Raw genomic sequence first — 22644 nt, 5'->3', positions numbered from 1 at the left:
CCGACGCCGGACAGCTCGCCCGCGTACCGGCTTAGCAGGAACCGTCAGCCGCTGGTTATCCTCCTAACCCTTACGGGGGCGCGTTCGGCCATCAGGTCACAGCCCCGACGACCCGACCTGTCGATGGGGCTGCACACACATGATCGAGGCAGTCGGCCTGACGAAGCGCTACGGCGCCAAGACAGCCGTGTACAACCTTTCCTTCCAGGTCCGTCCGGGCACGGTGACGGGCTTCCTCGGACCCAACGGCTCCGGCAAGTCCACGACGATGCGCATGATCCTCGGGCTCGACGAGCCCACGGCGGGCCATGTGACCATAGGCGGCCACCCCTTCCGACAGCTTCCCAACGCCCCCCGGCAGGTCGGCGCCCTGCTCGACGCCAAGGCCGTGCACGGCGGACGCAGCGCGCGCAGCCACCTCCTGTCACTGGCGCAGCTCTCCGGCATCCCCGCCCAGCGGGTCGACGAGGTGCTCGGGGTCGTCGGCCTCCAGGACGTCGCCAGGCGGCGCTCCAAGGGCTTCTCGCTCGGCATGGGCCAGCGCCTGGGCATCGCGGCGGCCCTCCTCGGCGACCCGCAGGTGCTGCTCTTCGACGAGCCGGTCAACGGCCTGGACCCGGAGGGCATCCTCTGGGTCCGCAACCTCATGAAGTCGCTGGCCGCGGAGGGCCGTACGGTCTTCGTCTCCAGCCACCTCATGAGCGAGATGGCGGTCACCGCCGACCACCTGATCGTGATCGGGCGCGGGCAGCTGCTCTCCGACATGAGCGTCAAGGACTTCATCTCCGCCAACTCCGCGGACTTCGCCCGGGTGCGTACGCCGCAGACCGAGCCGCAGCAGCGCGAGAAGCTGTCGTCCGTACTGACCGAGGCCGGCGGGCACGTCATGACCGAGCAGGACGGGGCGATGCGCGTCACCGGACTGCCGTTGCCGCGCATCAGCGACCTCGCGCACGACGCCGACGTACGGCTGTGGGAACTCTCGCCGCACCAGGCGTCGCTGGAGGAGGCGTACATGCGGATGACGCAGGGCGCGGTGGACTACCGCTCGACGGCCGACCAGCTGGCCGGCTTCGAGCAGCCGCAGCAGCAGCCCGGCGGTTACGTCCAGCCCGTCGGCCAGCAGCACGGCTGGTACGCCCCGCCGCCGCCCCAGCCGGGCGGGCAGCCGCCCTTCGCCGGTGCCCCGCTGCCGGGTGGCGGCCCGGCGCCCGCCACGGGCTACCCGGTGCCCGCCCAGGCGCCCGCGCCCGGCCAGAACCCGTACGCGGCGCCTGCCGCCCCGGCAGCACCTCCCGCGCCGGCTTCCGCGCCGGCGCCCGCGCCTGCCCCCGACCTGACCAAGAGCGACAGCGACAGCCCCGAGGACGCCCGATGACGACCCCGACCCCGTATCAGCAGCAGGCCCCTCAGCAGTACCAGCAGCAGGGCGTCGCGTCGTACGTCTCACCGATCCCGGTGCGCAGGGCGACGCTCGGGGACGCGCTCGCCTCCGAGTGGACGAAGATGCGGTCGGTGCGTTCCACGATGTGGACGCTCGGCGTGATGATCGTGCTCGTGCTCGGCATCGGGCTGCTCTCGGCGGTGGCCGTCGGCTCGTCCGGCGCCGCCCTCGGTGAGACCCCGGTCCTGAGCCTCGGCTTCTTCGGCGTGCTGCTCGGCGCGATCCCGGTGATAACGCTCGGCGTGATGACCGTCGCGTCCGAGTACGGCACGGGAATGATCCGTACGACCCTCACAGCGTGCCCCAGCCGATCCCGCGTGCTGACGGCCAAGGCGATCGTCTTCTTCGTGCTGGCCTTCGCCATCACGCTGGTGACCACCGCCATCGTCGGAGCGCTCCAGACCGCGATGCTGGACGGCATCACGCCCACCGGCGAGGACTGGCTGCGCGCGACGCTCGGCGTCAGCCTCTACATCGCGACGCTCGGCCTGCTGTCGCTCGCCATCGGCTCGCTCATCCGTCACTCGGCGGGCGCGATCACGGTCATGATCGGCGTGGTGCTGCTGCCGCTGGTGCTGGCGATGTTCATGTTCTCCGAGACGCTGGCCGACCTTCAGCAGGCGCTCTTCGAGTACTCGATCCCCAACCAGCTCGGTGTCTTCTACGACGCCTCCGTCACCGACTCCGGACCGTCCGGATGGGACCCGCTGTGGATCCTGCTGGGCGTGACGGCCGTGGCGCTCGGCGGCGCCTTCCTCGCCCTGGAGAAGCGCGATGTCTGACCGCGCCCGCCGCGCCGGTGAGTGACGCCGGTCAGTAGCGCGGTGCGTTACGGGACCGCTGCACCTTCGTGGTGCGGCGGTCTCGCGCGTTCCAGCAGGCCTTGTGCCAGTGTCTGCGGTCGTCGACCCCGCCGTACTCCGGCCAGGCCACCAGGTGCGGGACCCCGGACGGGATTTCCTGGTCGCAGCCCGGGCAGCGGTAGCGCTTGCCGGCCGCGCTCGCCCCGGCGACGTGGCGCACCGACCACTCCTCGCCCTGCCACGACTCGGTGCTCTGAAGCCCGAACCTGTCTCCTTCCACGCCACTTCGGGACTCGGCCGGACTCTCGCCGCCCTTGGGACGGTTGCGACGCGGGGACACCTGAAACCTCACGGGTCGGACGGCACTGGTTTCCCCAAGCCTAGGGCCATCCAGCAGGGGTACACGTCCCGCATCGCGTGCGTGACCGCCACCCACCCGGCGCGGCTTACCGGAAAATCGCAACAACTTCGCGCGCGGCCGTGCCTTTGGCACGTGTCAGACGTTGTTGCCAGTAAGGGGGATGCCGCGTCGGCCGCAAGGAGGCAATAGGCGATGCGTGTTGGAACGTTTGTACTGGCGGCCCAGTTCCCGGGCCAGGGCCAAGGGGAGGCACTGCACCGGGCAGTGCGGTCGGCCGAGGTCGCCGAGGAGGCCGGCCTTGACTCGGTCTGGCTCGCGGAGCACCACTTCGTACCGTACGGCGTGTGTCCCTCCGCTGTGACACTCGCCGCGCTGCTGCTCGGGCGCACCCGGCGCATCCGCGTGGGCACGGCGGTCAGCGTCCTGCCGACCGTGCACCCGGTCGCCCTGGGCGAGCAGGCCGCACTGCTGCACCTCACCTCCGGCGGGCGCTTCACGCTCGGCGTGGGGCGGGGCGGGCCGTGGGTGGACCTGGAGGTGTTCGGGCAGGGCCTTTCGGCGTACGAGCACGGGTTCCCCGAATCGCTGGACCTGCTGCTGCGCTGGCTGCGCGAACCGCGCGTCGAAGCGCGGGGCGAACGGTTCGACTTCCGCGAAGTCGCCGTCGTACCAAGGCCGGACGAGCTGCTGCGCGCGGATTCCGATGGCCAAGAACCGGGCGGCCCCGAGGTCGTGATCGCATGTACCTCCCCCAAAAGCGTGCGGATGGCCGCCGAGCGCGGGCTGCCGATGCTGCTCGGCATGCACTGTGGCGACGAGGACAAGGCGGAGATGGTCGCGCTGTGGCGCAGGCTGGCGCTCGCCGCCGGACATGAGCCGGAAACGGTCGCGCGGGCGGGCCACGTCTCGGCCGGAGTGGCTCAGATCGCGAACAGCGTGGCCGACGGCACGGAAACGCTGACGAAGGCCATGCCCGGCTGGCTCAAGCAGGGGCTCGACGCCCATGTGACGGTCGACGGGCGGCGGCGCGCGATGCGGGACCCGGTCGCGTACACGGAAATGCTGTGCGAACTGCATCCGGTGGGCCCGCCCAGGCTGGCCGCCGACCGGCTGGCGGCCACCGCGGAACGGACCGGGATCACGCGCTTCGCGCTGCTCGTCGAGGGGTCGGGCGATCTTGCGGCAACCGAGGAGAACGTACGGCTGCTGGGGTCGGAAGTGCTGCCCCTGCTGTCCTGATCAGGATCATGCCCATGCCGTACCGGTGGGACGCCGCCGCTCCGCATCAGTGCACCTCGCGCGATGCGGAGCGACGACAGCACTGCCTCAGCAGTCCCGCAGTGTCGGTGACTGGTTGAGCAGCTGCCCCCTGATCGACGTGAAGCGGCTGAGCCGCTCGTCCGACGAGGAGTCCAGCGGGAACACCGCTACGCGGTGGCAGTTCTGGAATGCAAGACGTACGCCGAAGTGCCGCTGCAGCGCACCGCGAATCGCGTCACTCGCGAGTGCGCGCAGCAGCTGACCACGTGCCTGCTCGTCCGGCGGAGGCGTCTGGTTGTCGGCGAACTCGCCACCGTCGACCTTCAGCTGTGCCACCAGAGAGCTGATCATCTCCCATGCGTAAGGCAGGGAGGTCCGGACGCAGTCGACGAATGCGGCTTCGTCGACATCGCCTCGCTCGGCCTGTTCCAACAGTGCCGGTGAGACGTCGAGCGACATGGGTTCTCCTCTCGCGACCCCGGGGCCGGGGTCTTACGGGCAGGGAAGACGGACGACGACGCAGAGTGCACGTACGACGACCTCCTGCATCCAAGTTAAGCGTGCGATCCTGGCCGCACCAGGAGATTGGGAACACAACCAGCCAACAACGAACGGGGTCTTACTGGGCGAATCGCGTAGACCGATCGTCGTCGAGTAGCGTTGCGCCTCATGCGTCTCGTCATTGCCCGCTGCTCCGTGGACTACGCGGGCCGGCTCACCGCCCACTTGCCCTCCGCTCCCCGTCTGATCCTGGTGAAGGCGGACGGCAGCGTCTCGATCCACGCCGACGACCGGGCGTACAAACCGCTCAACTGGATGTCACCGCCGTGCACCCTCAAGGAGGGCACGGGGGACGACGCCGGTACCTGGACGGTGATCAACAAGGCGGGCGAGAAATTGATCATCACGATGGAGGAAGTCCTCCACGACTCGTCCCACGAACTGGGCGTCGATCCAGGGCTCATCAAGGACGGCGTGGAAGCGCACCTCCAGGAGCTGCTCGCCGACCGTATCGACACGCTCGGCGAGGGGTACTCCCTGATCCGCCGCGAGTACCCCACGGCGATCGGCCCGGTGGACATCCTCTGCCGTGACGCGGACGGGGCGACGGTCGCGGTGGAGCTCAAGCGGCGCGGTGACATCGACGGCGTGGAGCAGCTCACCCGCTACCTGGAACTGCTGAACCGCGACCCGCACCTCGCGCCGGTGAAGGGCATCTTCGCGGCGCAGGAGATCAAGCCGCAGGCGCGCGTACTGGCGACGGACCGCGGGATCGGCTGCGTCGTCCTGGACTACAACGCGATGCGCGGCATCGAGGACGACAAGCTCCGCCTGTTCTGAGGCGAGGTATTTCCCCCGGCCCAGCCCCCGCCCCTTCCCGCTGTGACACTTAGGGGCGGGGCGGGGAAAGCCCCGCGCAGCGGCTCCCGCCGCTACTCCGCCGGGGAGTTGTTGCTGAGGCTGCCGCTGCCGTCGGTGGTCGTTCCACCGTCCGCCGTGCCGCCGTCGGAGGTCCCGCCGTCCGTGGTCCCTCCGTCCGTCGTGCCTCCGTCGGTGGTCCCGCCGTCCGTCGTGCCCCCGTCCGTGGTCCCGCCGTCGGAGGTACCGCCGTCGGAGGTGCTTCCGTCGGACGTCCCGCCCGTCGTGGTGGGGCCTCCGGTCGTCGGGCCGCCGGTCGTGGGACCGCCCGTGGTCGGGCCGCCAGTGGTCGGACCACCCGTCGTCGGGCCTCCGGTGGTGGGGCCGCCGGTGGTCGGACCACCCGTGGTCGGACCGCTCGTCGTCGGATCGTCCGAGGTCGGCGGCTCGCTGCCCGGCGACGACGAATGGTCGTCCGACGGCTTGCCGCTCTTCGACGGATCGCCCACAGCCCCGCTGCCGCCGCTCTCGCCCGGCTGGGGCTGTCCCGACGTACCGGGACCCGTCGGACGGCCCGGGTCGCCCGGGCGCTTGGTCGAGCCCTGGGTCGGCTCGTCGGCCGTCAGGCCGTCCTGTCCGTCGTCCTCGTTGGCGGACTGCTCGGACGTGACCCTGTTCGTCGGCTCGTCGTCGTCCGAGGCCGCGCCGAGCGTCACCACAGTGCCGAGTACGGCGACCAGGAGCGCGCCCGCGCCCGCCGCGACCATGTTGCGCCGGGCGCCACTGAACACGGCGAGACGGCCACGGCCACCACCACCGCCGGCCTCCGCCGAACGGTGGGTGACCAACGTGCTTTCCTCACCCGCCCGTTCGGACCTGGACGGCAGCGACGTGGGTACGACCGCCGTCGGTACGCCACCGGGCGGCGACGCCGACTCCTCGTACCGAGCCGCCGGCACCTCCTCCCCCGCGGGCGTACGACCGCCGAGCACAAGCCCACCCGCAACGGCACCCGCACCCGCACCCGCACCCGCACCCGCACCAGCGGAGCGGTCCGCGACCAGCGCCAGCGCCCTGCGTCCGGCGACCGTGCCGCTCTTGTCGGCCACGGCGCCGCGCATGGCGACGGACGCCTCCAGCTCGGCCCTGGCCCGGTCCAGATTGCCCGTACAGAGCGCGAGGACACCCAACTCGTGGTGGAAGTACGCCTCTTCGGCGACCTCACCGGCGATCCGCGCGGCCTCAAGACCCGTCCGCAGAGCCCGCTCCCACGCACCCCAGCACAGCCCGGCGGCGAACGCGGGCGCCGCCGTACGGGCCAGCAGGACGGCGGCGCTCGCGTGCCCCGCCTCCGTGCCCGGCACCAGCGCGCCCATCGTCGCGAGAATCGCGTCGGCCTCCGCGACCGCCCGCTCCGGCGCGACCGAGGGATGCCCCGTCCACCAGGCGTAGTGCTGCGCGGCGGTGTGCGCCTGCTCCGTCACGTCGTCCGCGAACCCGGCGGCCTCCAGCTGTACGGCCACCCCCGCCGCCAGCCGGAAGCGCGCCCCGGCCGGCGAGAGCAGCCCACAGCTCATCAGCTCACCGAGCGCGGCGTCCGCGTGGGTGTCCCCCACGAGGGCCGGCAGGTGCGCCTGGTGCGGGACCTCGCCGCCGAGCGCGATGGCGAAGCGCAGGGTGGCGCGGGCGGACTCGCTCAGCCTGGACGCGAGCAGCGCCGCCGGCATCGCTCCCTCGGCGAGCGACGGCAGGGGTACGTCGTGACCGTCCTCCGCGTCGGAGGGCGCGTCGAACGGCGCGTCGAACGGCTGCTCGTTGAAGTACCCGTGCTCGTCGAAGGCGTGGGGATCCGCGCGCAGCTGGTCGCGCTGCCGCAGCAGCGCACCCGCCTGCGTGAAGCGCAGCGGCAGCCCCTCGGACTCGAACCACAGGTCGCCCGCCCAGTTCGCCTCGTCCTCGGTGAGCGGCCGGTCCACGGCGCGCTCCAGGAGCTCCAGGCTGGCGCTGCGGCCGAGGCCGCCGAGGAACACCTCCTCGATGTGCGAATCGGGCGAGGGAGCGGCGACGCCGGGCGTCGCGGCGAGCAGGAAGGCGCACTCGGGGGTGGCCTCCAGCAGCTCCTCCAGCGCCGCCCCGCCGAACTCCAGGTCGTCGAGGACGACGACGGCTCCAATGTCGTGGACCAGGCGGAGCAGCCCGGCCCGGTCCGGGCGGTGCAGCGGCGCGCTGTACACGGCGGCGAACAGGTCGTGGAGCAGTTCCTCGGGCGTGCGGTGGGCTCCGCAGAGCCGTACGACGCCGTCGGGTGCCAGGTCCGCGCAGTCGGTGGCGACGGCGTCGAGCAGCGCCGTACGCCCGGATCCCGACGGCCCCGTCAGCCGCACGGAGCGGCCGCGGGCGAGCAGCCGTACGAGCCTCTCGCGCTCCTCCTGACGCTCCAGGAGCGGAAGGTCGGGCACCACGGGTCCGGGCGGGATGGGCGGCCTGGCCGCGCGCGCCAGCTCGGCGCGGTCGTCGGCGCTGTGCCTGACCGGCTGCGAAGGCCGCTCGCCGGGCGGGCAGACTTCGATCTCGCTGCCGTCGACCGGGTTGACGGTGAGCAGGAAGTCGCCCACGACGACCTGCACGGTGCGGGCGGGTGCCGACGTGGTCGGCCCGCTCCCCTTGCTCTGACTGCTCGGCTTGCCCTGGCTGCTCTGCGCGGGCGCCGGCGTCGGCTCGTCCCGTGGTGACCGCGATCCGTCACCGGTTTCGCTCTCGCCGAATCGGTCGTCGTCGTGGCCGTACTCTTCCGGTCCCCGGTTCATCGGGTCCATGGTCAAACCCCCCAGATGCGTCGCGTGTCGGATGCCCCTCCCGGCCTTTCACACGCCCGCTGTCGCTTCTGGTCCGGTGCCCGCCGTACTCGGGTTCGTCAATCGGCAGGCGACCGAACCCTAGACCTTCGCACGGTATCCGGGAACAGGAGGGGTGCCACCCCGCCCGGGACGTCACAGTCTCGTGAGAATTGTGCGTCCACCGTATGGATCGCGCCGGTTCGCGCCGGCGCTGCGCCGGGGCTCTGCTGTCGCTGCGCCGTCGTAGCGCCGTCGTTGCCGCCGCTGCCGCTCAGACCCGCGGCAGCGACTCGGCGGCGATGCCGCCCTCGATGGCGAGGATGCGGTGCAGCCTGGTCGCCACCAGCAGGCGCTGCATCTGGGCCGGTACGCCGCGCAGCACGAGCCGGCGGCCCGCTCGCCCGGCCCGCCGGTGGGCGCCCATGATCACGCCCAGTCCGGTGGCGTCCCAGGAATCCAGCTCGGTCAGGTCCAGCACCAGATCGCCGACACCGTCGTCGACGGCCGAGTGCAGGACCGTACGGGCGTCCGCCGCGCTGCGGACGTCGAGGCGGCCCCCGACGACCAGCTCGACGTGATCGCCCCTGATGTGCATATGCGCTCCCCGAGAGTGCGTCAGTTCTCCGTGTCTTGTTTTCTTTCCCTGCACCCAACTGACTACCGTGCGGGCAAGGAAGTTGCCGTCCGTAAGCGAACCGATACCGAATTCACCCCTGGGAGTGACCCCAGGGGCTGACACGGCGTCAGTGCTTGTAGAAGCCCTGCCCGCTCTTGCGCCCGATGTCACCGGCATCAACCATCCGGCGCATCAGCTCCGGCGGCGCGAACTTCTCGTCCTGCGACTCCGTGTAGATGTTGCTGGTCGCGTGCAGCAGGATGTCGACACCGGTGAGGTCCGCGGTGGCGAGCGGGCCCATGGCGTGCCCGAAGCCCAGCTTGCAGGCGATGTCGATGTCCTCGGCCGAGGCGACGCCCGACTCGTACAGCTTGGCCGCCTCGACCACGAGGGCCGAGATGAGGCGGGTGGTGACGAAGCCGGCCACGTCGCGGTTGACGACGATGCAGGTCTTGCCGACGGACTCGGCGAACTCCCGCGTGATGGCGAGCGTTTCGTCGCTGGTCTTGTAGCCGCGTACGAGCTCGCAGAGCTGCATCATCGGCACGGGTGAGAAGAAGTGCGCGCCGACGACCCGCTCCGGACGCTCGGTCACGGCCGCGATCTTGGTGATCGGGATGGCGGAGGTGTTCGACGCGAGCACCGTGTCGTCCCGCACGATCTTGTCGAGCGCACGGAAAATCTCGTGCTTGACCTCGAGCTTCTCGAAGACGGCTTCGACGACGATGTCGGCGTCGGCGACCGCGTCGAGATCGGTGGTCGTGGTGATGCGGCCGAGCGCCGCCTCGGCGTCCGCGGCGTCCAGCTTCCCCTTGGACACGAACTTGTCGTACGAGGCCTTGATGCCGTCACGGCCGCGGGTCAGCGCGGCGTCGGTGACGTCGCGCAGGACGACGTCCCAGCCCGCCTGCGCCGAGACCTGCGCGATACCGGACCCCATGAGTCCGGCTCCGATGACGGCGAGCTTCCTGGCCACGACACACCCCTTGATTCCTTTGGCCTCAACGCCTGTTTACTTCAGGCTCTCCGGCGGAGGTTAGCGCTCGTGAGGGGCCGAGTGGCGGCGAAGAGATGCGCGTCACGTCTCAGATGACGGACATCACACCGGTACGCCTCATTCGGCGGCCCGGACCGCGTAGTTGAGCGCCTTTTCGCTCAGCAGTTCCTCCATCCCGTCGAGGAGGACGAGTGCTTCGCGGGAGACCTCCACGGCCTTGCGGCCCTTGACCATCTCGCCTCCGATCCAGCCCATCAGGGTGGACTGGAGCCACGCGAGCTGGCCAGCCATCAGGGTCGGCAGCGGATCGCCGGCCGCCGCGCCGGTCTCCTCGCGCAGGGTCGCCTCCAGTTGTTCGACGACCTCCTGCTGGATGGCCCACAGGCGGGAGCGCAGGGCCTGCGCCTCCAGCACGACGCGCATGAAGTCGGCATACCCGTCGATCAGGCCGATGGACGGGGCGACCTCCTCGATCTCGCGGTGCAGTTCGCGCAGGACGGCCCCGGCCGCCGACTCGCCCTTGTCCCGGCCTCGGACGTAGCGCGGCAGCCGGTCGACGATGCCCTTGCTGCGGTCGAAGAAGAGGTCCTCCTTCGCCGGGAAGTAGTTGTAGACGGTGTTGACGGAGACGTCCGCCGCCTCGGCGATCTCGGCGATCGTCACGGCGTCGAATCCGCGCTCCAGGAAGAGACCCGTGGCCACATCGGAGATGTGCTGCCTGGTCTGCCGCTTCTTGCGCTCTCTGAGTCCCTCGGCCATGCCCCCATCGTAGCTTTCGCTGGGCATCGAGCAATCTTGGGGTCATTGCAAACTTTAAGAGACTCTGCTTTTCTGGGACGCATGGCAATCATCAGTACGGCCGGACTCACCCGGACCTTCACCACCAAGGCAGGCCCCGTCGAGGCCGTCCGCGGCATCGACCTGACCGTCGAACCCGGCGAGATCCTCGGCTTCCTCGGCCCGAACGGCGCGGGCAAGACGACCACCCTGCGCATGCTCACCACGCTGCTCGCGCCGACCGGCGGCGCCGCCACCGTCGCGGGCCACGACCTGCTCGGGGACCCGGCCGGCGTACGGCAGCAGATCGGTTACGTCGCCCAGTCCGGCGGTCTCGACCCTCAGGTGTCGGTACGCGAGGAGCTGGTGACCCAGGGCCGGCTCTACCGGCTCTCCAGGTCGGAAGCGGCCGCCCGCGCCGACGAACTGGCCCGCGACCTGGACCTGACCGGCCTGATGGACCGCAAGTGCGCCGCGCTCTCCGGCGGCCAGCGGCGGCGCCTGGACATCGCGATGGGCCTCACGCACCGCCCCGACGTGCTCTTCCTCGACGAGCCGACCACCGGGCTCGACCCGGGCAGCCGGGCCGACCTGTGGGACCTGGTGCGGCGGCTGCGCGACGAGTACGGCACCACCGTCTTCCTCACCACGCACTACCTCGACGAGGCGGACGAGCTTTCCGACCGGCTGGTCGTCGTCGACAAGGGTGTGGTCGCCGCCGAGGGAACGCCGAGCGCGCTCAAGCTCCAGTACGGCGGCTCCGTCGACGCCACCCTCCAGGACACCTTCCTCGCCATCACCGGGCGCGGCCCCGCGCCCGTGGACACCACCCCCGTCGCCGTCTAGGAGACCCGACACCCATGAGCGTTCTTCTCTCCGACACCGCACTGCTCTTCGGGCGATACGCCCGCCAGACGCTGCGCTCCAAGTTCCAGATGCTCTTCGGCGCCCTGATGCCACTGCTCTATCTGGTCTTCTTCGGCCCCCTGCTGACCGGCCTGCCACTCGGCTCGCAGGGCGACTCGTGGCAGATCCTCGTCCCCGGCCTGCTCCTCCAACTCGGTTTGTTCGGTGCCCTGTTCGCGGGGTTCTCGATCATCATCGAGACACAGTCCGGGGTGCTGGAGCGGATGCGGGCCACCCCCGTCAGCCGGCTCGCGCTGCTTCTGGGGCGCGTACTGCGGGACGCCGCGCTGTTCGTGTTCCAGGCGGTACTGGTGGTGCTCGCCGCGACGGCGCTCGGGCTGCGGGCGCCGCTGGGCGGCATTCTGATCGGCTTCGCGTTCGTGGCCGTACTGACGATCGCGCTCGCCTCGCTGTCGTACTCCCTCGCACTCAAGCTCTCCCGGCCGCAGGATTTCGGTCCCGCCATCAACGCGGTGAGCATGCCGTCGATGCTGCTCTCCGGCCTGATGCTGCCGATGGCGCTGGCGCCGGGGTGGCTGGACGTGCTGTCGCACTTCATGCCGTTCCGCTATCTGGTGGACGCGATGCGGGCCGGATACGTGGGCGACTATGCGAGTACGACGATGCTGTACGGCGTCCTGATGTCGGCCGGGCTGGTGGCGGTCGCCGTGACGGCGGGCACACGGGGCTTCCGGAAGGCCGGGGCGTAACTAGGCTGGCGGCATGGTCAATCTGACGCGCATCTATACCCGTACCGGCGACAAGGGCACCACCGCCCTGGGCGACATGAGCCGCACCGCCAAGACCGATCTGCGGATCGCGGCGTACGCCGACGCGAACGAGGCGAATGCCGCGATTGGGACGGCGATCGCGCTGGGGCAGCTCGACGAGGCGGTCGTGAAGGTCCTCGTCCGGGTGCAGAACGACCTCTTCGACGTGGGCGCGGATCTGTCGACGCCGGTCGTCGAGGACCCGAAGTACCCGCCGCTTCGTGTGGAGCAGTCGTACATCGACAAGCTGGAGGCGGACTGCGACCGGTTCCTGGAGGAGCTGGAGAAGCTGCGGAGCTTCATCCTGCCGGGGGGTACGGCGGGGGCGGCGCTGCTGCATCAGGCGTGCACGGTCGTGCGGCGGGCGGAGCGGTCGACGTGGGCGGCGTTCGAGGTCCACGGTGAGGTCATGAACCCGCTGACGGCGACGTATCTGAACCGCCTGTCGGACCTCCTGTTCATCCTGGCCAGGGTGGCCAATAAGGAGGTCGGAGACGTCCTGTGGGTACCGGGCGGCGACCGCTAACCCCTGACCCGCTGCGCGGGGCCTTTCCCCACCCCGCCCCTTCCCGAACTGGGGCGCTGCCCCAGACCCCGCTCCTCAAACGCCGGAGGGGCTGAGAGTCGCCGCTGCGCGGCAATTCCAGCCCGTCCGGCGTTTGAGGACACGCCCGGAGGGCGTCCGGGGGTCTGGGGGCTTGCCCCCGGTTCGGGAAGGGGCGGGTAGGGGAAGGCCCCGCGCAGCGGCACCCCGTACCCGCCCCACCTCACCCCGCCTACCCCACCGGCTCCCGCTTCGGGAACAACGTGTACGTCCCCGCGATGATCGCGTTGATGCCGATCACGAAGAGCATCTTCTGCTGCCACATCCGCAGCGACCCGATGTCGCCGTCACCCCCGACGTACCAGATCGCCACCTGAAGCAGCCCCATCGCGATCCCCGCCGCCAGCATCCACCGCCCCGCGACCTTCCACTCGTGCACCGCCCGCGCCGTCCCGTACTTCGGCGGCCGCACCGGCGCCGGCCCGCCCGCGAAGCGATAGGCGAACCGGTCGTCGGCCCACTTGATGACGCGATGGCCGAACGCGACCGTGAAGCCGATGTAGACGGCCGCGAGACCGTGCTTCCAGTCCGGCTCAGCGCCGTTCTTCAGGTCGACGGCCGTGACGACCAGCAGCACGACCTCCAGCAGCGGCTCCATGAGCAGCACAGCCGCCCCGGCGCGCGGCATCTTCGCCAGGTAGCGCAGGGCCAGGCCCCCGGCCAGCAGTACCCAGAAGCCGACTTCGCAGATGATGATCAGCATGACGATCACGGTGTTCACTCTCCTCCCGTTACGCCTCCAACCCTCCCGTCCGCGAAGCCCCGAATCGTCGTCGCCAGTGACGAACCCCCACTGCATCCTTCGATGTAGCCCCGGCTCACCCCGCACGGGGAGGACGAGCCGGTCCGCGCCCTGTTGGATGGTGACGTGACCCGCTTCCCCCGCCCGCACCACGACGGCGTCCTCCTCGCGGTGATCGGCCTGCTCGGCGGAGTCCTGCTGTGGGGACTCGGGCTGCACACCTCCGCCGTCCGCGACCTCCTGCCGTCGTGGGCGACCCTCGTACCGCTCGGGGTGATGTCCTTCCTCGAGCTGTTGCGCAGGTCGTGCCCCCGCACGGCCCTGCTCGCCGGCACGGTCGCCCTGATCGCGAACGAGTTCACCGACGGCAATCTGGCGACCATCCTCATGTACACGGACCTGATGTACGCCGCCGTGGTGTACGGAACGCCCGGCGCGGCCCGCCGGATCCCCGTCATCACCGGTCTGATCACCGTCGCCATGACGATCGCCGCCCTGGCGTGGCTGCGCCGCCCGGAAGCGCTGCTCATCGGCGTCGTCACCGGCCTGGTCTCCTTCGCGCCCGCCCTCACCGGCGCCACCCTGCGCAACCACCGCGAGGCGGCGGAGGCGGCCCGGTTGCGCGCCGAGCAGACCGCGCTGCTCGCCGAGATCGACCGCAGTCAGGCCATCGCGGCCGAGCGGTCCCGGATGGCCCGTGAGCTGCACGACATGGTCGCCAACAACCTCTCCGCCATCGCGATCCACTCCACGGCCGCGCTGTCCATCGCAGACCCCAAGGCGTCGACGGACGCGCTCGCCGTCATCCGTGAGAACAGCGTCCAGGGCCTGTCCGAGATGCGCAGGCTGATCGGTCTGCTCCGCGACAGCAGCGGCGACCAGGAGCCGGCCGTCGCCCCGTCGCTCGACGGGCTCGACGCCCTCATCGGCCAGGTCCGTACGGTCGGCGCCGACAGCGGACTCGTCTTCGTCCTCGACGACGGCCGCACGCCGGGCGGCCGGCTCCCCCCGCCGGTCGAGATGGCCGCGTACCGGATCGTCCAGGAGTCCCTCACCAACGCGCTCAAGCACGCCTCCCCCGGCACGGTCACCGTGACGCTCGCGCACACCGACCACACGCTGACAGTGGGCGTGACCAGCCCGTACGGCGAGCGGCCCGGCCCGCGCGCGCCCGGTTCCGGCGCGGGTCTGGTGGGGATGCGCGAGCGGGTGTCGCTGCTCGACGGGTCGCTGGAGGCGGGCCCCGTCACCGCGGCGGACGGAACGAAGATCTGGCACGTACGGGCGCAACTGCCCGCAGAGGACGATACGGAGCTGTTCGCATGACGATTCGCGTGCTGGTCGCGGAAGACCAGTCGGCCGTACGGGCGGGCCTGGTGCTCATCCTGAACAGTGCCCCGGACATCGAGGTCGTCGCGGAGGCCGGGGACGGCGAGGCGGCGGTCGCCATGGCGCGCGAGCTGCGCCCGGACCTGGTGCTGATGGACGTACAGATGCCACGCCTGGACGGGGTGTCGGCGACCCGGCAGGTGGTGGCGGAGCAGCTCGCCGATGTCCTGATGCTGACGACTTTCGATCTCGACGAGTACGTTTTCGGGGCGCTGCGCGCGGGGGCCGCGGGCTTTCTGCTGAAGAACACCGAGGCGAAGGACCTGATCGAGGCGGTACGGACCGTGGCGCGCGGCGAGGGTCTGATCGCTCCCGCCGTCACCCGTCGGCTGATCGCGGAGTTCGCCTCGCCCGCGCCCGTACGGTCCGCGAACGCGCCCGGTCCCGAGGCGCTGGATTCGCTGACCCGGCGCGAGCGCGAGGTGCTGTCGTGTCTCGGGGAGGGGCTGTCGAACGCGGAGATCGCCCGGCGCCTGACCATGGCCGAGGCCACGGTGAAGACACATGTGAGCCGCCTGCTGGGGAAGCTGGAGCTGCGCAGCCGGGTGCAAGCGGCCGTACTCGCGCAGGAGTTGGGCCTCTGACGGGCGGTTGTCCTCCAGGCCACGGTCTCGCGACTCCTCTGGTCCAGACCTCTTGACGATTGGTCCAGACCTTCCTACGCTCACCGCACCGCAGTGGTGAGCGAGTCATGTCAAGAAGTGCTCGCCCAGCGGCGCAGGTCCTATCCCCGTTCACCGCCGGACCTCTCTCTTGGGAGCACCCTTGAGTACAACCACCCCCCTACGCACCCGCTTCAGAACCAGAGCGGCAGCCGGTCTCACCGCGCTGATCGTCCCGCTCGCCGCCATGGTCGGCCTCGCCTCCCCCGCGCAGGCCGCCGCGTCGGCGACCGCCTCCTACACCAAGGTCTCCGACTGGGGCACCGGCTTCGAGGGCAAGTGGACGGTGAAGAACACCGGCACCACCACCCTCAGCACCTGGTCCGTGGAGTGGGACTTCCCCGCCGGTACGTCCGTCACCTCCGCCTGGGACGCCGACGTCACCAACTCGGGCAACCACTGGACCGCCAAGAACAAGAGCTGGGGCGGCAACCTCGCCCCCGGCGCCAGCGTGTCCTTCGGCTTCAACGGCACCGGCACCGGCTCCCCCAGCGGCTGCAAGCTCAACGGCGGCTCCTGCGACGGCGGTTCCGTGCCGGGTGACACCCCGCCGACCGCGCCCGGCACCCCCTCAGCGAGCACCATCACCGACACGTCGGTGAAGCTCTCCTGGACGGCGGCCACCGACGACAAGGGCGTCAAGAACTACGACGTACTGCGCGACGGCGCCAAGGTCGCCACGGTCACCACCACGTCGTACACGGACACCGGCCTCAGCGCCGGCACCGACTACTCCTACTCCGTCCAGGCCCGTGACACGGCCGACCAGACGGGCCCGGTCAGCGGCGCCCGCGCGGTCAGGACCACCGGTGGCGGTACGGACCCGGGCCCCGGGCCCGGTAACCAGGTCAAGCTCGGCTACTTCACCGAGTGGGGCATCTACGGACGCAACTACCACGTGAAGAACCTGGACATCTCGGGCTCCGCCGCGAAGATCACGCACATCAACTACTCGTTCGGCAACGTCCAGGGTGGCAAGTGCACCATGGGCGACAGCTTCGCGGCCATGGACAAGGCGTACACCGCCGACCAGAGCGTCGACGGCAAGGCCGACACCTGGGACCAGCCGCTGCGCGGCAACTTCAACCAGCTGCGCAAGCTCAAGGCGAAGTACCCGCACATCAAGGTGCTGTGGTCGTTCGGCGGCTGGACCTGGTCCGGCGGCTTCACCGAGGCCGTCAAGAACCCGGCCGCGTTCGCCGACTCCTGCTACAAGCTGGTGGAGGACCCGCGCTGGGCCGACGTCTTCGACGGCATCGACCTGGACTGGGAGTACCCGAACGCCTGCGGTCTGTCCTGCGACACCAGCGGCCCGGCCGCGTTCAAGAACATGATGCAGGCGATGCGCGGCAAGTTCGGTACGAACAACCTGGTCACCGCCGCGATCACGGCCGACGCCTCGGCTGGCGGCAAGATCGACGCCACCGACTACGCCGGAGCGGCCGCGTACTCCGACTGGTACAACGTGATGACGTACGACTTCTTCGGCGCCTGGGCGGCGAAGGGCCCGACGGCCCCGCACTCCCCGCTGACGTCGTACCCGGGCATCCCGCAGGCCGGCTTCAACTCGGCCGAGGCCATCGCCAAGCTCAAGGCGAAGGGCGTGCCCGCCAAGAAGCTGCTGCTCGGCATCGGCTTCTACGGCCGCGGCTGGACCGGCGTCACGCAGAAGGAGCCGGGCGGCACCGCGACCGGCGCCGCAGCCGGTACGTACGAGTCCGGCATCGAGGACTACAAGGTCCTCAAGACCAAGTGCCCCGCCAATGGGACGGTCGCCGGCACGGCGTACGCCCACTGCGGGACCGACTGGTGGAGCTACGACACCCCCGCCACCATCGGCTCCAAGATGAGCTGGGCGAAGGGGCAGGGCCTGGGAGGCGCCTTCTTCTGGGAGTTCAGCGGCGACACCGCCAATGGCGAGCTGGTGACCGCGATCAACAACGGTCTGAAGTAGTAGAGATCCGCGGCACAAAGGCTTGAAATAGTCGGGGGGACGGGCCGCGGCCCGTCCCCTTGTGTTTCGCCGTCTACGCCACGTTGACGCGCTGGCCCGGAGGCGCGGCCTCCAGCCAGGCGAGGAAACCGGTGAGAGCGTCCTCGCTCATCGCCAGCTCCAGCCGCGTACCGCGATGCGCACAGCCCAGGATGCAGGCGTCGGACAACAGCGCCAGCTCCTCCTCGCCCTCGGGGACGCGGCGCGAGAGCACCTCGATCGCCGAGCGTTCGAGGACGCGGCGCGGGCGGGGGGCGTAAGAGAAGACGCGGAACCAGTCGATGCGGTCGCCGCTGTAGCGGGCGACGCCGTACACCCAGCCCTTGCCCGAGCGGTCGGGCTCCTCAGGGACGTTCCAGCGCAGACTGCAGTCGAAGGTGCCGCCGGAGCGCTGGATCAGCCGCCGGCGCAGCCCGAAGACGAACAGTCCCACCAGTACCAGCGCGACTACCGAGCCGCTCACGAGCAGAGCGAGGAACATCTCCACCGACCTCCTCGCATCATCCAGTGCCAGTACCAGTAACGGAACGAAAGTGCCCCGATGTATCGCTTCAGCCGCGACCCGCCCTGGAGAGTCCAGTACGGGCCGCGGCTGAGGTCAAACTCGTCGTCGCGGGACTCAGTGTCCCGCAACCGCGCGCAGTCGGACGGCGGCGCGGCGCTCGGCGGCGGCATCCGCCTCCGCCTTCGCCCGCTCCAGCGCCCGCTCGGCGCGCGCGGGGTCGATCTCGTCCGCCAGCTCGGCGATCTCCGCGAGCAGAGACAGCTTGTTGTCGGCGAAAGAGATGAACCCGCCGTGCACCGCGGCGACGACAGTGCCGCCGTCGCTCGTACGAATGGTCACCGGGCCCGACTCCAGCACGCCAAGGAGCGGCTGGTGACCGGGCATGACGCCGATGTCGCCGGACGTGGTCCGCGCGACGACCAGGGAGGCCTCGCCGGACCAGACGTTACGGTCCGCCGCGACCAGCTCGACGTGCAGCTCAGCAGCCAAGGTGGCTCCTCGGGTCACCACCCGGCGGTTGTGCCGGGTGTTGGGTCAATTCTAGGGGGCGTACGGAGAGGGGCGGGACGTACCCGCCCCTCTCCCACGAGTCACGTGAGTCACTAGCGTGACTCGCGCGGCTCACTGCGTTCAGGAGACGCCGAGCTCCTTGGCCTTGGCCTTGAGGTCGTCAATGCCACCGCACATGAAGAACGCCTGCTCCGGGAAGTGGTCGTACTCGCCGTCACAGATCGAGTTGAACGCGGCGATCGACTCGTCGAGCGGCACGTCCGAACCGTCCAGGCCGGTGAACTGCTTGGCGGCGTGGGTGTTCTGCGACAGGAATCGCTCGACGCGACGGGCACGGTGGACAACAAGCTTGTCCTCCTCGCCCAGCTCGTCGATACCGAGGATCGCGATGATGTCCTGGAGGTCCTTGTACTTCTGCAGGATTCCCTTGACGCGGCTGGCCGCGTCGTAGTGGTCCTGCGTGATGTAGCGCGGGTCCAGGATGCGGGACGTCGAGTCCAGCGGGTCGACCGCCGGGTAGATGCCCTTCTCCGAGATCGGACGCGACAGAACGGTCGTCGCGTCCAGGTGGGCGAAGGTGGTCGCCGGCGCCGGGTCGGTCAGGTCGTCCGCGGGGACGTAGATCGCCTGCATCGAGGTGATCGAGTGACCACGCGTCGAGGTGATGCGCTCCTGGAGCACACCCATCTCGTCAGCCAGGGTCGGCTGGTAACCCACTGCGGACGGCATACGGCCGAGCAGCGTGGAGACCTCGGAACCGGCCTGGGTGAAGCGGAAGATGTTGTCGATGAAGAGCAGCACGTCCTGCTTCTGCACATCGCGGAAGTACTCCGCCATGGTCAGGGCGGACAGGGCGACGCGCAGACGCGTGCCCGGCGGCTCGTCCATCTGGCCGAAGACCAGCGCGGTCTTGTCCAGAACACCCGACTCGGTCATCTCGTCGATGAGGTCGTTGCCCTCACGAGTGCGCTCACCGACACCGGCGAACACCGACACACCCTCGTGCAGCTTCGCCACACGCATGATCATTTCCTGGATGAGGACCGTCTTGCCGACGCCCGCACCACCGAACAGACCGATCTTTCCACCCTTGACGTACGGGGTGAGAAGGTCGACGACCTTCAGGCCGGTCTCGAACATCTCGGTCTTGGACTCGAGCTGGTCGAAGGCCGGGGCCTTGCGGTGGATCGGCCAGCGCTCGGTGATCTGAGCCTCGGCCTCCGGGTCGTTCAGGATCTGACCAAGGGTGTTGAACACCTTGCCCTTGGTGATGTCACCGACGGGGACGGTGATGCCCGCACCCGTGTTGGTCACCGGGGCCTGGCGGACCAGACCGTCGGTGGGCTGCATCGAGATCGCGCGGACGAGGCCCTCACCCAGGTGCTGGGCGACCTCGAGGGTCAGCAGCTTGCGCGCGCCCTCCTCGGCCGGGTCGTCAACCGAGACGTGCAGTGCGTTGTAGATCTCCGGCATCGCGTCGACGGGGAACTCCACGTCGACGACCGGGCCGATGACCCGGGCGACGCGGCCCGTGGCGGCGGCCGTCTCAACAGTGGTCGTCATTACTTGTCACTCCCCGCGGTCGCGTCGGCCAGAGCGCTGGCGCCACCGACGATCTCGCTGATTTCCTGGGTGATTTCGGCCTGGCGGGCCGCGTTGGCAAGCCGGGAGAGGCTCTTGATGAGATCCCCGGCGTTGTCGGTCGCCGACTTCATCGCACGACGGCGGGCGGCGTGCTCGGAAGCGGCGGCCTGCAGCAGTGCGTTGTAGATACGGCTCTCGACGTAGCGCGGCAGGAGGGCGTCGAGGACGTCCTCCGCCGACGGCTCGAAGTCGAACAGCGGAAGGATCTCGCCCTTCTTGCTGTTCTCGTCCGCTACCTCGTCGAGCGAGAGCGGCAGCATCCGGTTGTCCACCGGGTTCTGCGTCATCATCGACACGAATTCCGTGAAGACGATGTGCAGCTCGTCCACACCGCCCTCGGCCGTCTCCGTCTGGATGGCCTCGATCAGCGGTGCGGCAACCATCTTGGCGTCCGCGTAGGTCGGGCTGTCGGTGAAGCCGGTCCACGCTTCCGCGACCATGCGCTCGCGGAAACCGTAGTAGGCGACACCCTTGCGGCCGACGATGTACGTGTCGACCTCCTTGCCCTCGCCGCTGAGCCGCTCACGGAGCCGCTCCGCCGCCTTGATGGCGTTGGAGGAGTAGCCGCCGGCCAGACCGCGGTCGCTCGTGATGAGCAGAACCGCGGCGCGGGTCGGCGCCTCGACCTCGGTGGTCAGGGGGTGCTTGGTGGTGGAGCCGGTCGCCACCGCGGTCACCGCACGGGTGAGCTCGGTCGCGTACGGCATCGATGCCGCCACCCTGCGCTGCGCCTTGACGATGCGCGAGGCGGCGATCATCTCCATCGCCTTGGTGATCTTCTTGGTCGCGGTGACGGCTTGGATGCGACGCTTGTAGACCCGGAGCTGCGCTCCCATGAGTCAGGTCCCTTCCGTCGTCACTTGGAGACGTTGACGGCCGGCGCGTCCTCGCCCAGGAGCTGCCCGTCCGAGGTCTCGAACTGCCGCTTGAACGCCTTGATGGCATCGGCGACGGACTGCAGCGTGTCGTCCGACATCTTGCCGCCCTCGCGAATCGAGGTGAGGAGCTCCTTGCGCTCGCGGCGCAGGTAGTCCAGCAGCTCGGACTCGAAGCGGCGGATGTCCTCGACCGGTACGTCGTCCATCTTGCCGGTGGTGCCGGCCCAGACGGAGACAACCTGCTCCTCGACCGGGACCGGGGCGTACTGCGGCTGCTTCAGCAGCTCGACCATGCGCTTACCGCGCTCCAGCGACGCCTTGGAGGCCGCGTCCAGGTCGGAACCGAAGGCGGCGAACGCCTCCAGCTCGCGGTACTGGGCGAGGTCCACGCGCAGTCGGCCGGAAACCTGCTTCATGGCCTTGTGCTGGGCGGAGCCACCGACACGCGAGACCGAGATACCGACGTTCAGCGCCGGGCGCTGGCCCGCGTTGAACAGGTCGGACTCCAGGAAGCACTGGCCGTCGGTGATGGAGATGACGTTGGTCGGGATGAACGCCGACACGTCGTTCGCCCTGGTCTCGACGATCGGCAGACCGGTCATCGAACCCGAACCCATGTCGTCGGAGAGCTTGGCGCAGCGCTCCAGCAGACGCGAGTGCAGGTAGAAGACGTCGCCCGGGTAGGCCTCGCGGCCCGGCGGACGGCGCAGCAGCAGCGACACGGAGCGGTAGGCGTCGGCCTGCTTCGACAGGTCGTCGAAGATGATCAGGACGTGCTTGCCGGCGTACATCCAGTGCTGGCCGATGGCCGAACCGGTGTACGGCGCCAGGTACTTGAAGCCGGCCGGGTCGGAAGCCGGGGCGGCGACGATCGTCGTGTACTCGAGCGCGCCCGCCTCCTCCAGCGCACCGCGAACGGACGCGATGGTGGAGCCCTTCTGGCCGATGGCGACGTAGATGCAGCGAACCTGCTTGTTCACGTCGCCCGAGCGCCAGTTGTCGCGCTGGTTGATGATCGTGTCGACAGCCAGAGCGGTCTTGCCGGTCTGACGGTCACCAATGATCAGCTGACGCTGGCCACGGCCGATCGGCACCATCGCGTCGACGGCCTTGTAGCCGGTCTGCATCGGCTCGTGGACCGACTTACGGACCATGACGCCGGGGGCCTGCAGCTCGAGGGCGCGGCGGCTGTCGGTCGCGATCTCGCCGAGACCGTCGATCGGGTTGCCGAGCGGGTCGACGACGCGGCCGAGGTAACCCTCGCCGACGCCGACGGAGAGGACCTCACCGGTGCGCTGCACCGGCTGTCCCTCCTCAATACCGCTGAACTCGCCGAGGACGACGACACCGATCTCGCGCTCCTCAAGGTTGAGGGCGAGACCGAGGGTGCCATCCTCGAACTTCAGCAGCTCGTTCGCCATGGCCGAGGGAAGACCCTCGACCTTCGCGATGCCGTCGCCGGCAACGCTTACCGTTCCGACCTCCTCGCGCGAGGCCGCGTCCGGCTGGTACGACTGGACAAAGTTCTCCAGCGCGTCCCGGATCTCCTCCGGCCGGATCGTGAGCTCCGCCATCTGGGTTCCCTGC

Annotated in this window: 22 protein-coding genes; 10 read left to right on the top strand and 12 right to left on the bottom strand. The window is 69.8% G+C overall.

The genetic code is table 11. The features are described 5' to 3' along the window. Positions 1-139 precede the first annotated feature (139 nt). Together J7E91_RS04795 and J7E91_RS04790 are read left to right on the top strand one after the other, a co-directional pair. Positions 140-1378 (top strand): ABC transporter ATP-binding protein, encoded by a 1239-nt coding sequence (locus J7E91_RS04795; protein ID WP_214899366.1) that lies wholly within the window; start codon positions 140-142, stop codon positions 1376-1378. Further along, complete coding sequence (locus J7E91_RS04790) at positions 1375-2226, top strand: ABC transporter permease subunit (RefSeq protein ID WP_214899364.1); 852 nt, start codon at positions 1375-1377, stop codon at positions 2224-2226. Before J7E91_RS04795 ends, J7E91_RS04790 begins: the two co-directional genes overlap by 4 nt. Before the next feature lie 31 nt (positions 2227-2257). Here the strand turns inward: J7E91_RS04790 and J7E91_RS04785 are convergent, their stop codons facing one another. Beyond that, entirely contained in the window at positions 2258-2587 is a 330-nt protein-coding gene (locus tag J7E91_RS04785) for an ATP/GTP-binding protein (protein WP_214899453.1), read from the bottom strand. A 213-nt stretch (positions 2588-2800) separates the two neighbouring features. Here J7E91_RS04785 and J7E91_RS04780 point away from each other — a divergent pair, with 213 nt between their 5' ends. Then, entirely contained in the window at positions 2801-3847 is a 1047-nt protein-coding gene (locus J7E91_RS04780) for an LLM class flavin-dependent oxidoreductase (RefSeq protein WP_214899362.1), read from the top strand. A gap of 87 nt (positions 3848-3934) precedes the next feature. Here the strand turns inward: J7E91_RS04780 and J7E91_RS04775 are convergent, their stop codons facing one another. After that, positions 3935-4327 (bottom strand): SCO5389 family protein, encoded by a 393-nt coding sequence (locus J7E91_RS04775; RefSeq protein ID WP_028813195.1) that lies wholly within the window; start codon positions 4325-4327, stop codon positions 3935-3937. 210 nt (positions 4328-4537) lie between these two features. On the opposite strand from J7E91_RS04775, the gene nucS reads away from it, so the two are divergent. Continuing rightward, positions 4538-5209 (top strand): endonuclease NucS, encoded by a 672-nt coding sequence (gene nucS, locus J7E91_RS04770; RefSeq protein ID WP_028813196.1) that lies wholly within the window; start codon positions 4538-4540, stop codon positions 5207-5209. Positions 5210-5301: 92 nt separating this feature from the next. Here nucS and J7E91_RS04765 read toward each other — a convergent pair whose 3' ends face one another. The 4 genes from J7E91_RS04765 to J7E91_RS04750 all read right to left on the bottom strand — a co-directional run bounded on the left by J7E91_RS04765 (position 5302) and on the right by J7E91_RS04750 (position 10436). Continuing rightward, positions 5302-8043 (bottom strand): ATP-binding protein, encoded by a 2742-nt coding sequence (locus tag J7E91_RS04765; RefSeq protein WP_214899361.1) that lies wholly within the window; start codon positions 8041-8043, stop codon positions 5302-5304. A 292-nt stretch (positions 8044-8335) separates the two neighbouring features. Next, positions 8336-8659 (bottom strand): STAS domain-containing protein, encoded by a 324-nt coding sequence (locus J7E91_RS04760; protein ID WP_214899360.1) that lies wholly within the window; start codon positions 8657-8659, stop codon positions 8336-8338. 148 nt (positions 8660-8807) lie between these two features. Next, on the bottom strand, positions 8808-9656 hold the full coding sequence (locus tag J7E91_RS04755) for a 3-hydroxyacyl-CoA dehydrogenase family protein (RefSeq protein ID WP_214899359.1): 849 nt from the start codon (positions 9654-9656) through the stop codon (positions 8808-8810). A 138-nt stretch (positions 9657-9794) separates the two neighbouring features. Next, the gene (locus tag J7E91_RS04750; protein WP_214899358.1) at positions 9795-10436 is read right to left on the bottom strand and encodes a TetR/AcrR family transcriptional regulator; all 642 of its coding nucleotides are present in this window, start codon (positions 10434-10436) and stop codon (positions 9795-9797) included. Positions 10437-10517: 81 nt separating this feature from the next. Here J7E91_RS04750 and J7E91_RS04745 point away from each other — a divergent pair, with 81 nt between their 5' ends. Genes J7E91_RS04745 through J7E91_RS04735 form a run of 3 tightly spaced genes read left to right on the top strand, consistent with a single transcriptional unit; the run spans position 10518 to position 12656 of the window. Beyond that, positions 10518-11300 (top strand): ABC transporter ATP-binding protein, encoded by a 783-nt coding sequence (locus J7E91_RS04745; RefSeq protein WP_214899357.1) that lies wholly within the window; start codon positions 10518-10520, stop codon positions 11298-11300. A gap of 14 nt (positions 11301-11314) precedes the next feature. Next, positions 11315-12070 carry an ABC transporter permease gene (locus J7E91_RS04740; RefSeq protein WP_214899355.1) on the top strand — a complete coding sequence of 252 codons (756 nt, stop codon included), beginning with the start codon at positions 11315-11317 and terminating at the stop codon, positions 12068-12070. A 13-nt stretch (positions 12071-12083) separates the two neighbouring features. After that, positions 12084-12656: a cob(I)yrinic acid a,c-diamide adenosyltransferase gene (locus tag J7E91_RS04735; RefSeq protein WP_214899353.1), complete on the top strand. Its 573-nt coding sequence runs from the start codon at positions 12084-12086 to the stop codon at positions 12654-12656. A gap of 250 nt (positions 12657-12906) precedes the next feature. Here the strand turns inward: J7E91_RS04735 and J7E91_RS04730 are convergent, their stop codons facing one another. Beyond that, positions 12907-13446, bottom strand: coding sequence for a hypothetical protein (locus J7E91_RS04730; RefSeq protein ID WP_214899351.1), 540 nt, complete (start codon positions 13444-13446; stop codon positions 12907-12909). A 156-nt stretch (positions 13447-13602) separates the two neighbouring features. Between J7E91_RS04730 and J7E91_RS04725 the strand changes: the two genes are divergently transcribed. The 3 genes from J7E91_RS04725 (at position 13603) to J7E91_RS04715 (ending at position 17481) form a co-directional block, all read left to right on the top strand. Then, positions 13603-14802 (top strand): histidine kinase, encoded by a 1200-nt coding sequence (locus tag J7E91_RS04725; RefSeq protein WP_308376030.1) that lies wholly within the window; start codon positions 13603-13605, stop codon positions 14800-14802. Continuing rightward, on the top strand, positions 14799-15449 hold the full coding sequence (locus J7E91_RS04720) for a response regulator transcription factor (protein ID WP_214899348.1): 651 nt from the start codon (positions 14799-14801) through the stop codon (positions 15447-15449). The genes J7E91_RS04725 and J7E91_RS04720 overlap by 4 nt, the downstream gene beginning before the upstream one ends. 181 nt (positions 15450-15630) lie before the next feature. Further along, the gene (locus J7E91_RS04715; protein ID WP_214899345.1) at positions 15631-17481 is read left to right on the top strand and encodes a glycoside hydrolase family 18 chitinase; all 1851 of its coding nucleotides are present in this window, start codon (positions 15631-15633) and stop codon (positions 17479-17481) included. 73 nt (positions 17482-17554) lie between these two features. Here the strand turns inward: J7E91_RS04715 and J7E91_RS04710 are convergent, their stop codons facing one another. The 5 genes from J7E91_RS04710 to atpA form a co-directional block, all read right to left on the bottom strand. Beyond that, positions 17555-18001, bottom strand: a complete 447-nt coding sequence (locus J7E91_RS04710) for a DUF2550 domain-containing protein (protein WP_214899343.1) — start codon at positions 17999-18001, stop codon at positions 17555-17557. 138 nt (positions 18002-18139) lie between these two features. Continuing rightward, a complete protein-coding gene (locus J7E91_RS04705) occupies positions 18140-18514 on the bottom strand; it encodes a F0F1 ATP synthase subunit epsilon (RefSeq protein ID WP_028813205.1) in 375 nt (124 codons plus the stop codon). Positions 18515-18655: 141 nt separating this feature from the next. Then, entirely contained in the window at positions 18656-20098 is a 1443-nt protein-coding gene (atpD, locus tag J7E91_RS04700; protein WP_214899341.1) for a F0F1 ATP synthase subunit beta, read from the bottom strand. After that, on the bottom strand, positions 20098-21015 hold the full coding sequence (locus tag J7E91_RS04695; protein WP_214899339.1) for a F0F1 ATP synthase subunit gamma: 918 nt from the start codon (positions 21013-21015) through the stop codon (positions 20098-20100). The genes atpD and J7E91_RS04695 overlap by 1 nt, the downstream gene beginning before the upstream one ends. A 20-nt stretch (positions 21016-21035) precedes the next feature. Continuing rightward, positions 21036-22631, bottom strand: coding sequence for a F0F1 ATP synthase subunit alpha (gene atpA / locus J7E91_RS04690; RefSeq protein ID WP_214899336.1), 1596 nt, complete (start codon positions 22629-22631; stop codon positions 21036-21038). Between the last annotated feature and the right edge of the window lie 13 nt (positions 22632-22644).

The organism is Streptomyces sp. ISL-99 (assembly GCF_018614005.1).
Taxonomy (GTDB): Bacteria; Actinomycetota; Actinomycetes; order Streptomycetales; family Streptomycetaceae; genus Streptomyces; species Streptomyces flavidovirens.
Note: the sequence above shows the minus strand (reverse complement) of the source record. Positions and strands in the feature narration are given on the sequence as shown.

Coding starts and splice junctions, on each gene's coding strand:
- J7E91_RS04795 (WP_214899366.1), top strand. CDS start 140: ATGATCGAGGCAGTCGGCCTGACGAAGCGCTACGGCGCCAAGACAGCC.
- J7E91_RS04790 (WP_214899364.1), top strand. CDS start 1,375: ATGACGACCCCGACCCCGTATCAGCAGCAGGCCCCTCAGCAGTACCAG.
- J7E91_RS04780 (WP_214899362.1), top strand. CDS start 2,801: ATGCGTGTTGGAACGTTTGTACTGGCGGCCCAGTTCCCGGGCCAGGGC.
- J7E91_RS04775 (WP_028813195.1), bottom strand. CDS start 4,327: ATGTCGCTCGACGTCTCACCGGCACTGTTGGAACAGGCCGAGCGAGGC.
- nucS (WP_028813196.1), top strand. CDS start 4,538: ATGCGTCTCGTCATTGCCCGCTGCTCCGTGGACTACGCGGGCCGGCTC.
- J7E91_RS04765 (WP_214899361.1), bottom strand. CDS start 8,043: ATGGACCCGATGAACCGGGGACCGGAAGAGTACGGCCACGACGACGAC.
- J7E91_RS04760 (WP_214899360.1), bottom strand. CDS start 8,659: ATGCACATCAGGGGCGATCACGTCGAGCTGGTCGTCGGGGGCCGCCTC.
- J7E91_RS04750 (WP_214899358.1), bottom strand. CDS start 10,436: ATGGCCGAGGGACTCAGAGAGCGCAAGAAGCGGCAGACCAGGCAGCAC.
- J7E91_RS04745 (WP_214899357.1), top strand. CDS start 10,518: ATGGCAATCATCAGTACGGCCGGACTCACCCGGACCTTCACCACCAAG.
- J7E91_RS04740 (WP_214899355.1), top strand. CDS start 11,315: ATGAGCGTTCTTCTCTCCGACACCGCACTGCTCTTCGGGCGATACGCC.
- J7E91_RS04735 (WP_214899353.1), top strand. CDS start 12,084: ATGGTCAATCTGACGCGCATCTATACCCGTACCGGCGACAAGGGCACC.
- J7E91_RS04720 (WP_214899348.1), top strand. CDS start 14,799: ATGACGATTCGCGTGCTGGTCGCGGAAGACCAGTCGGCCGTACGGGCG.
- J7E91_RS04710 (WP_214899343.1), bottom strand. CDS start 18,001: ATGTTCCTCGCTCTGCTCGTGAGCGGCTCGGTAGTCGCGCTGGTACTG.
- atpD (WP_214899341.1), bottom strand. CDS start 20,098: ATGACGACCACTGTTGAGACGGCCGCCGCCACGGGCCGCGTCGCCCGG.
- J7E91_RS04695 (WP_214899339.1), bottom strand. CDS start 21,015: ATGGGAGCGCAGCTCCGGGTCTACAAGCGTCGCATCCAAGCCGTCACC.
- atpA (WP_214899336.1), bottom strand. CDS start 22,631: ATGGCGGAGCTCACGATCCGGCCGGAGGAGATCCGGGACGCGCTGGAG.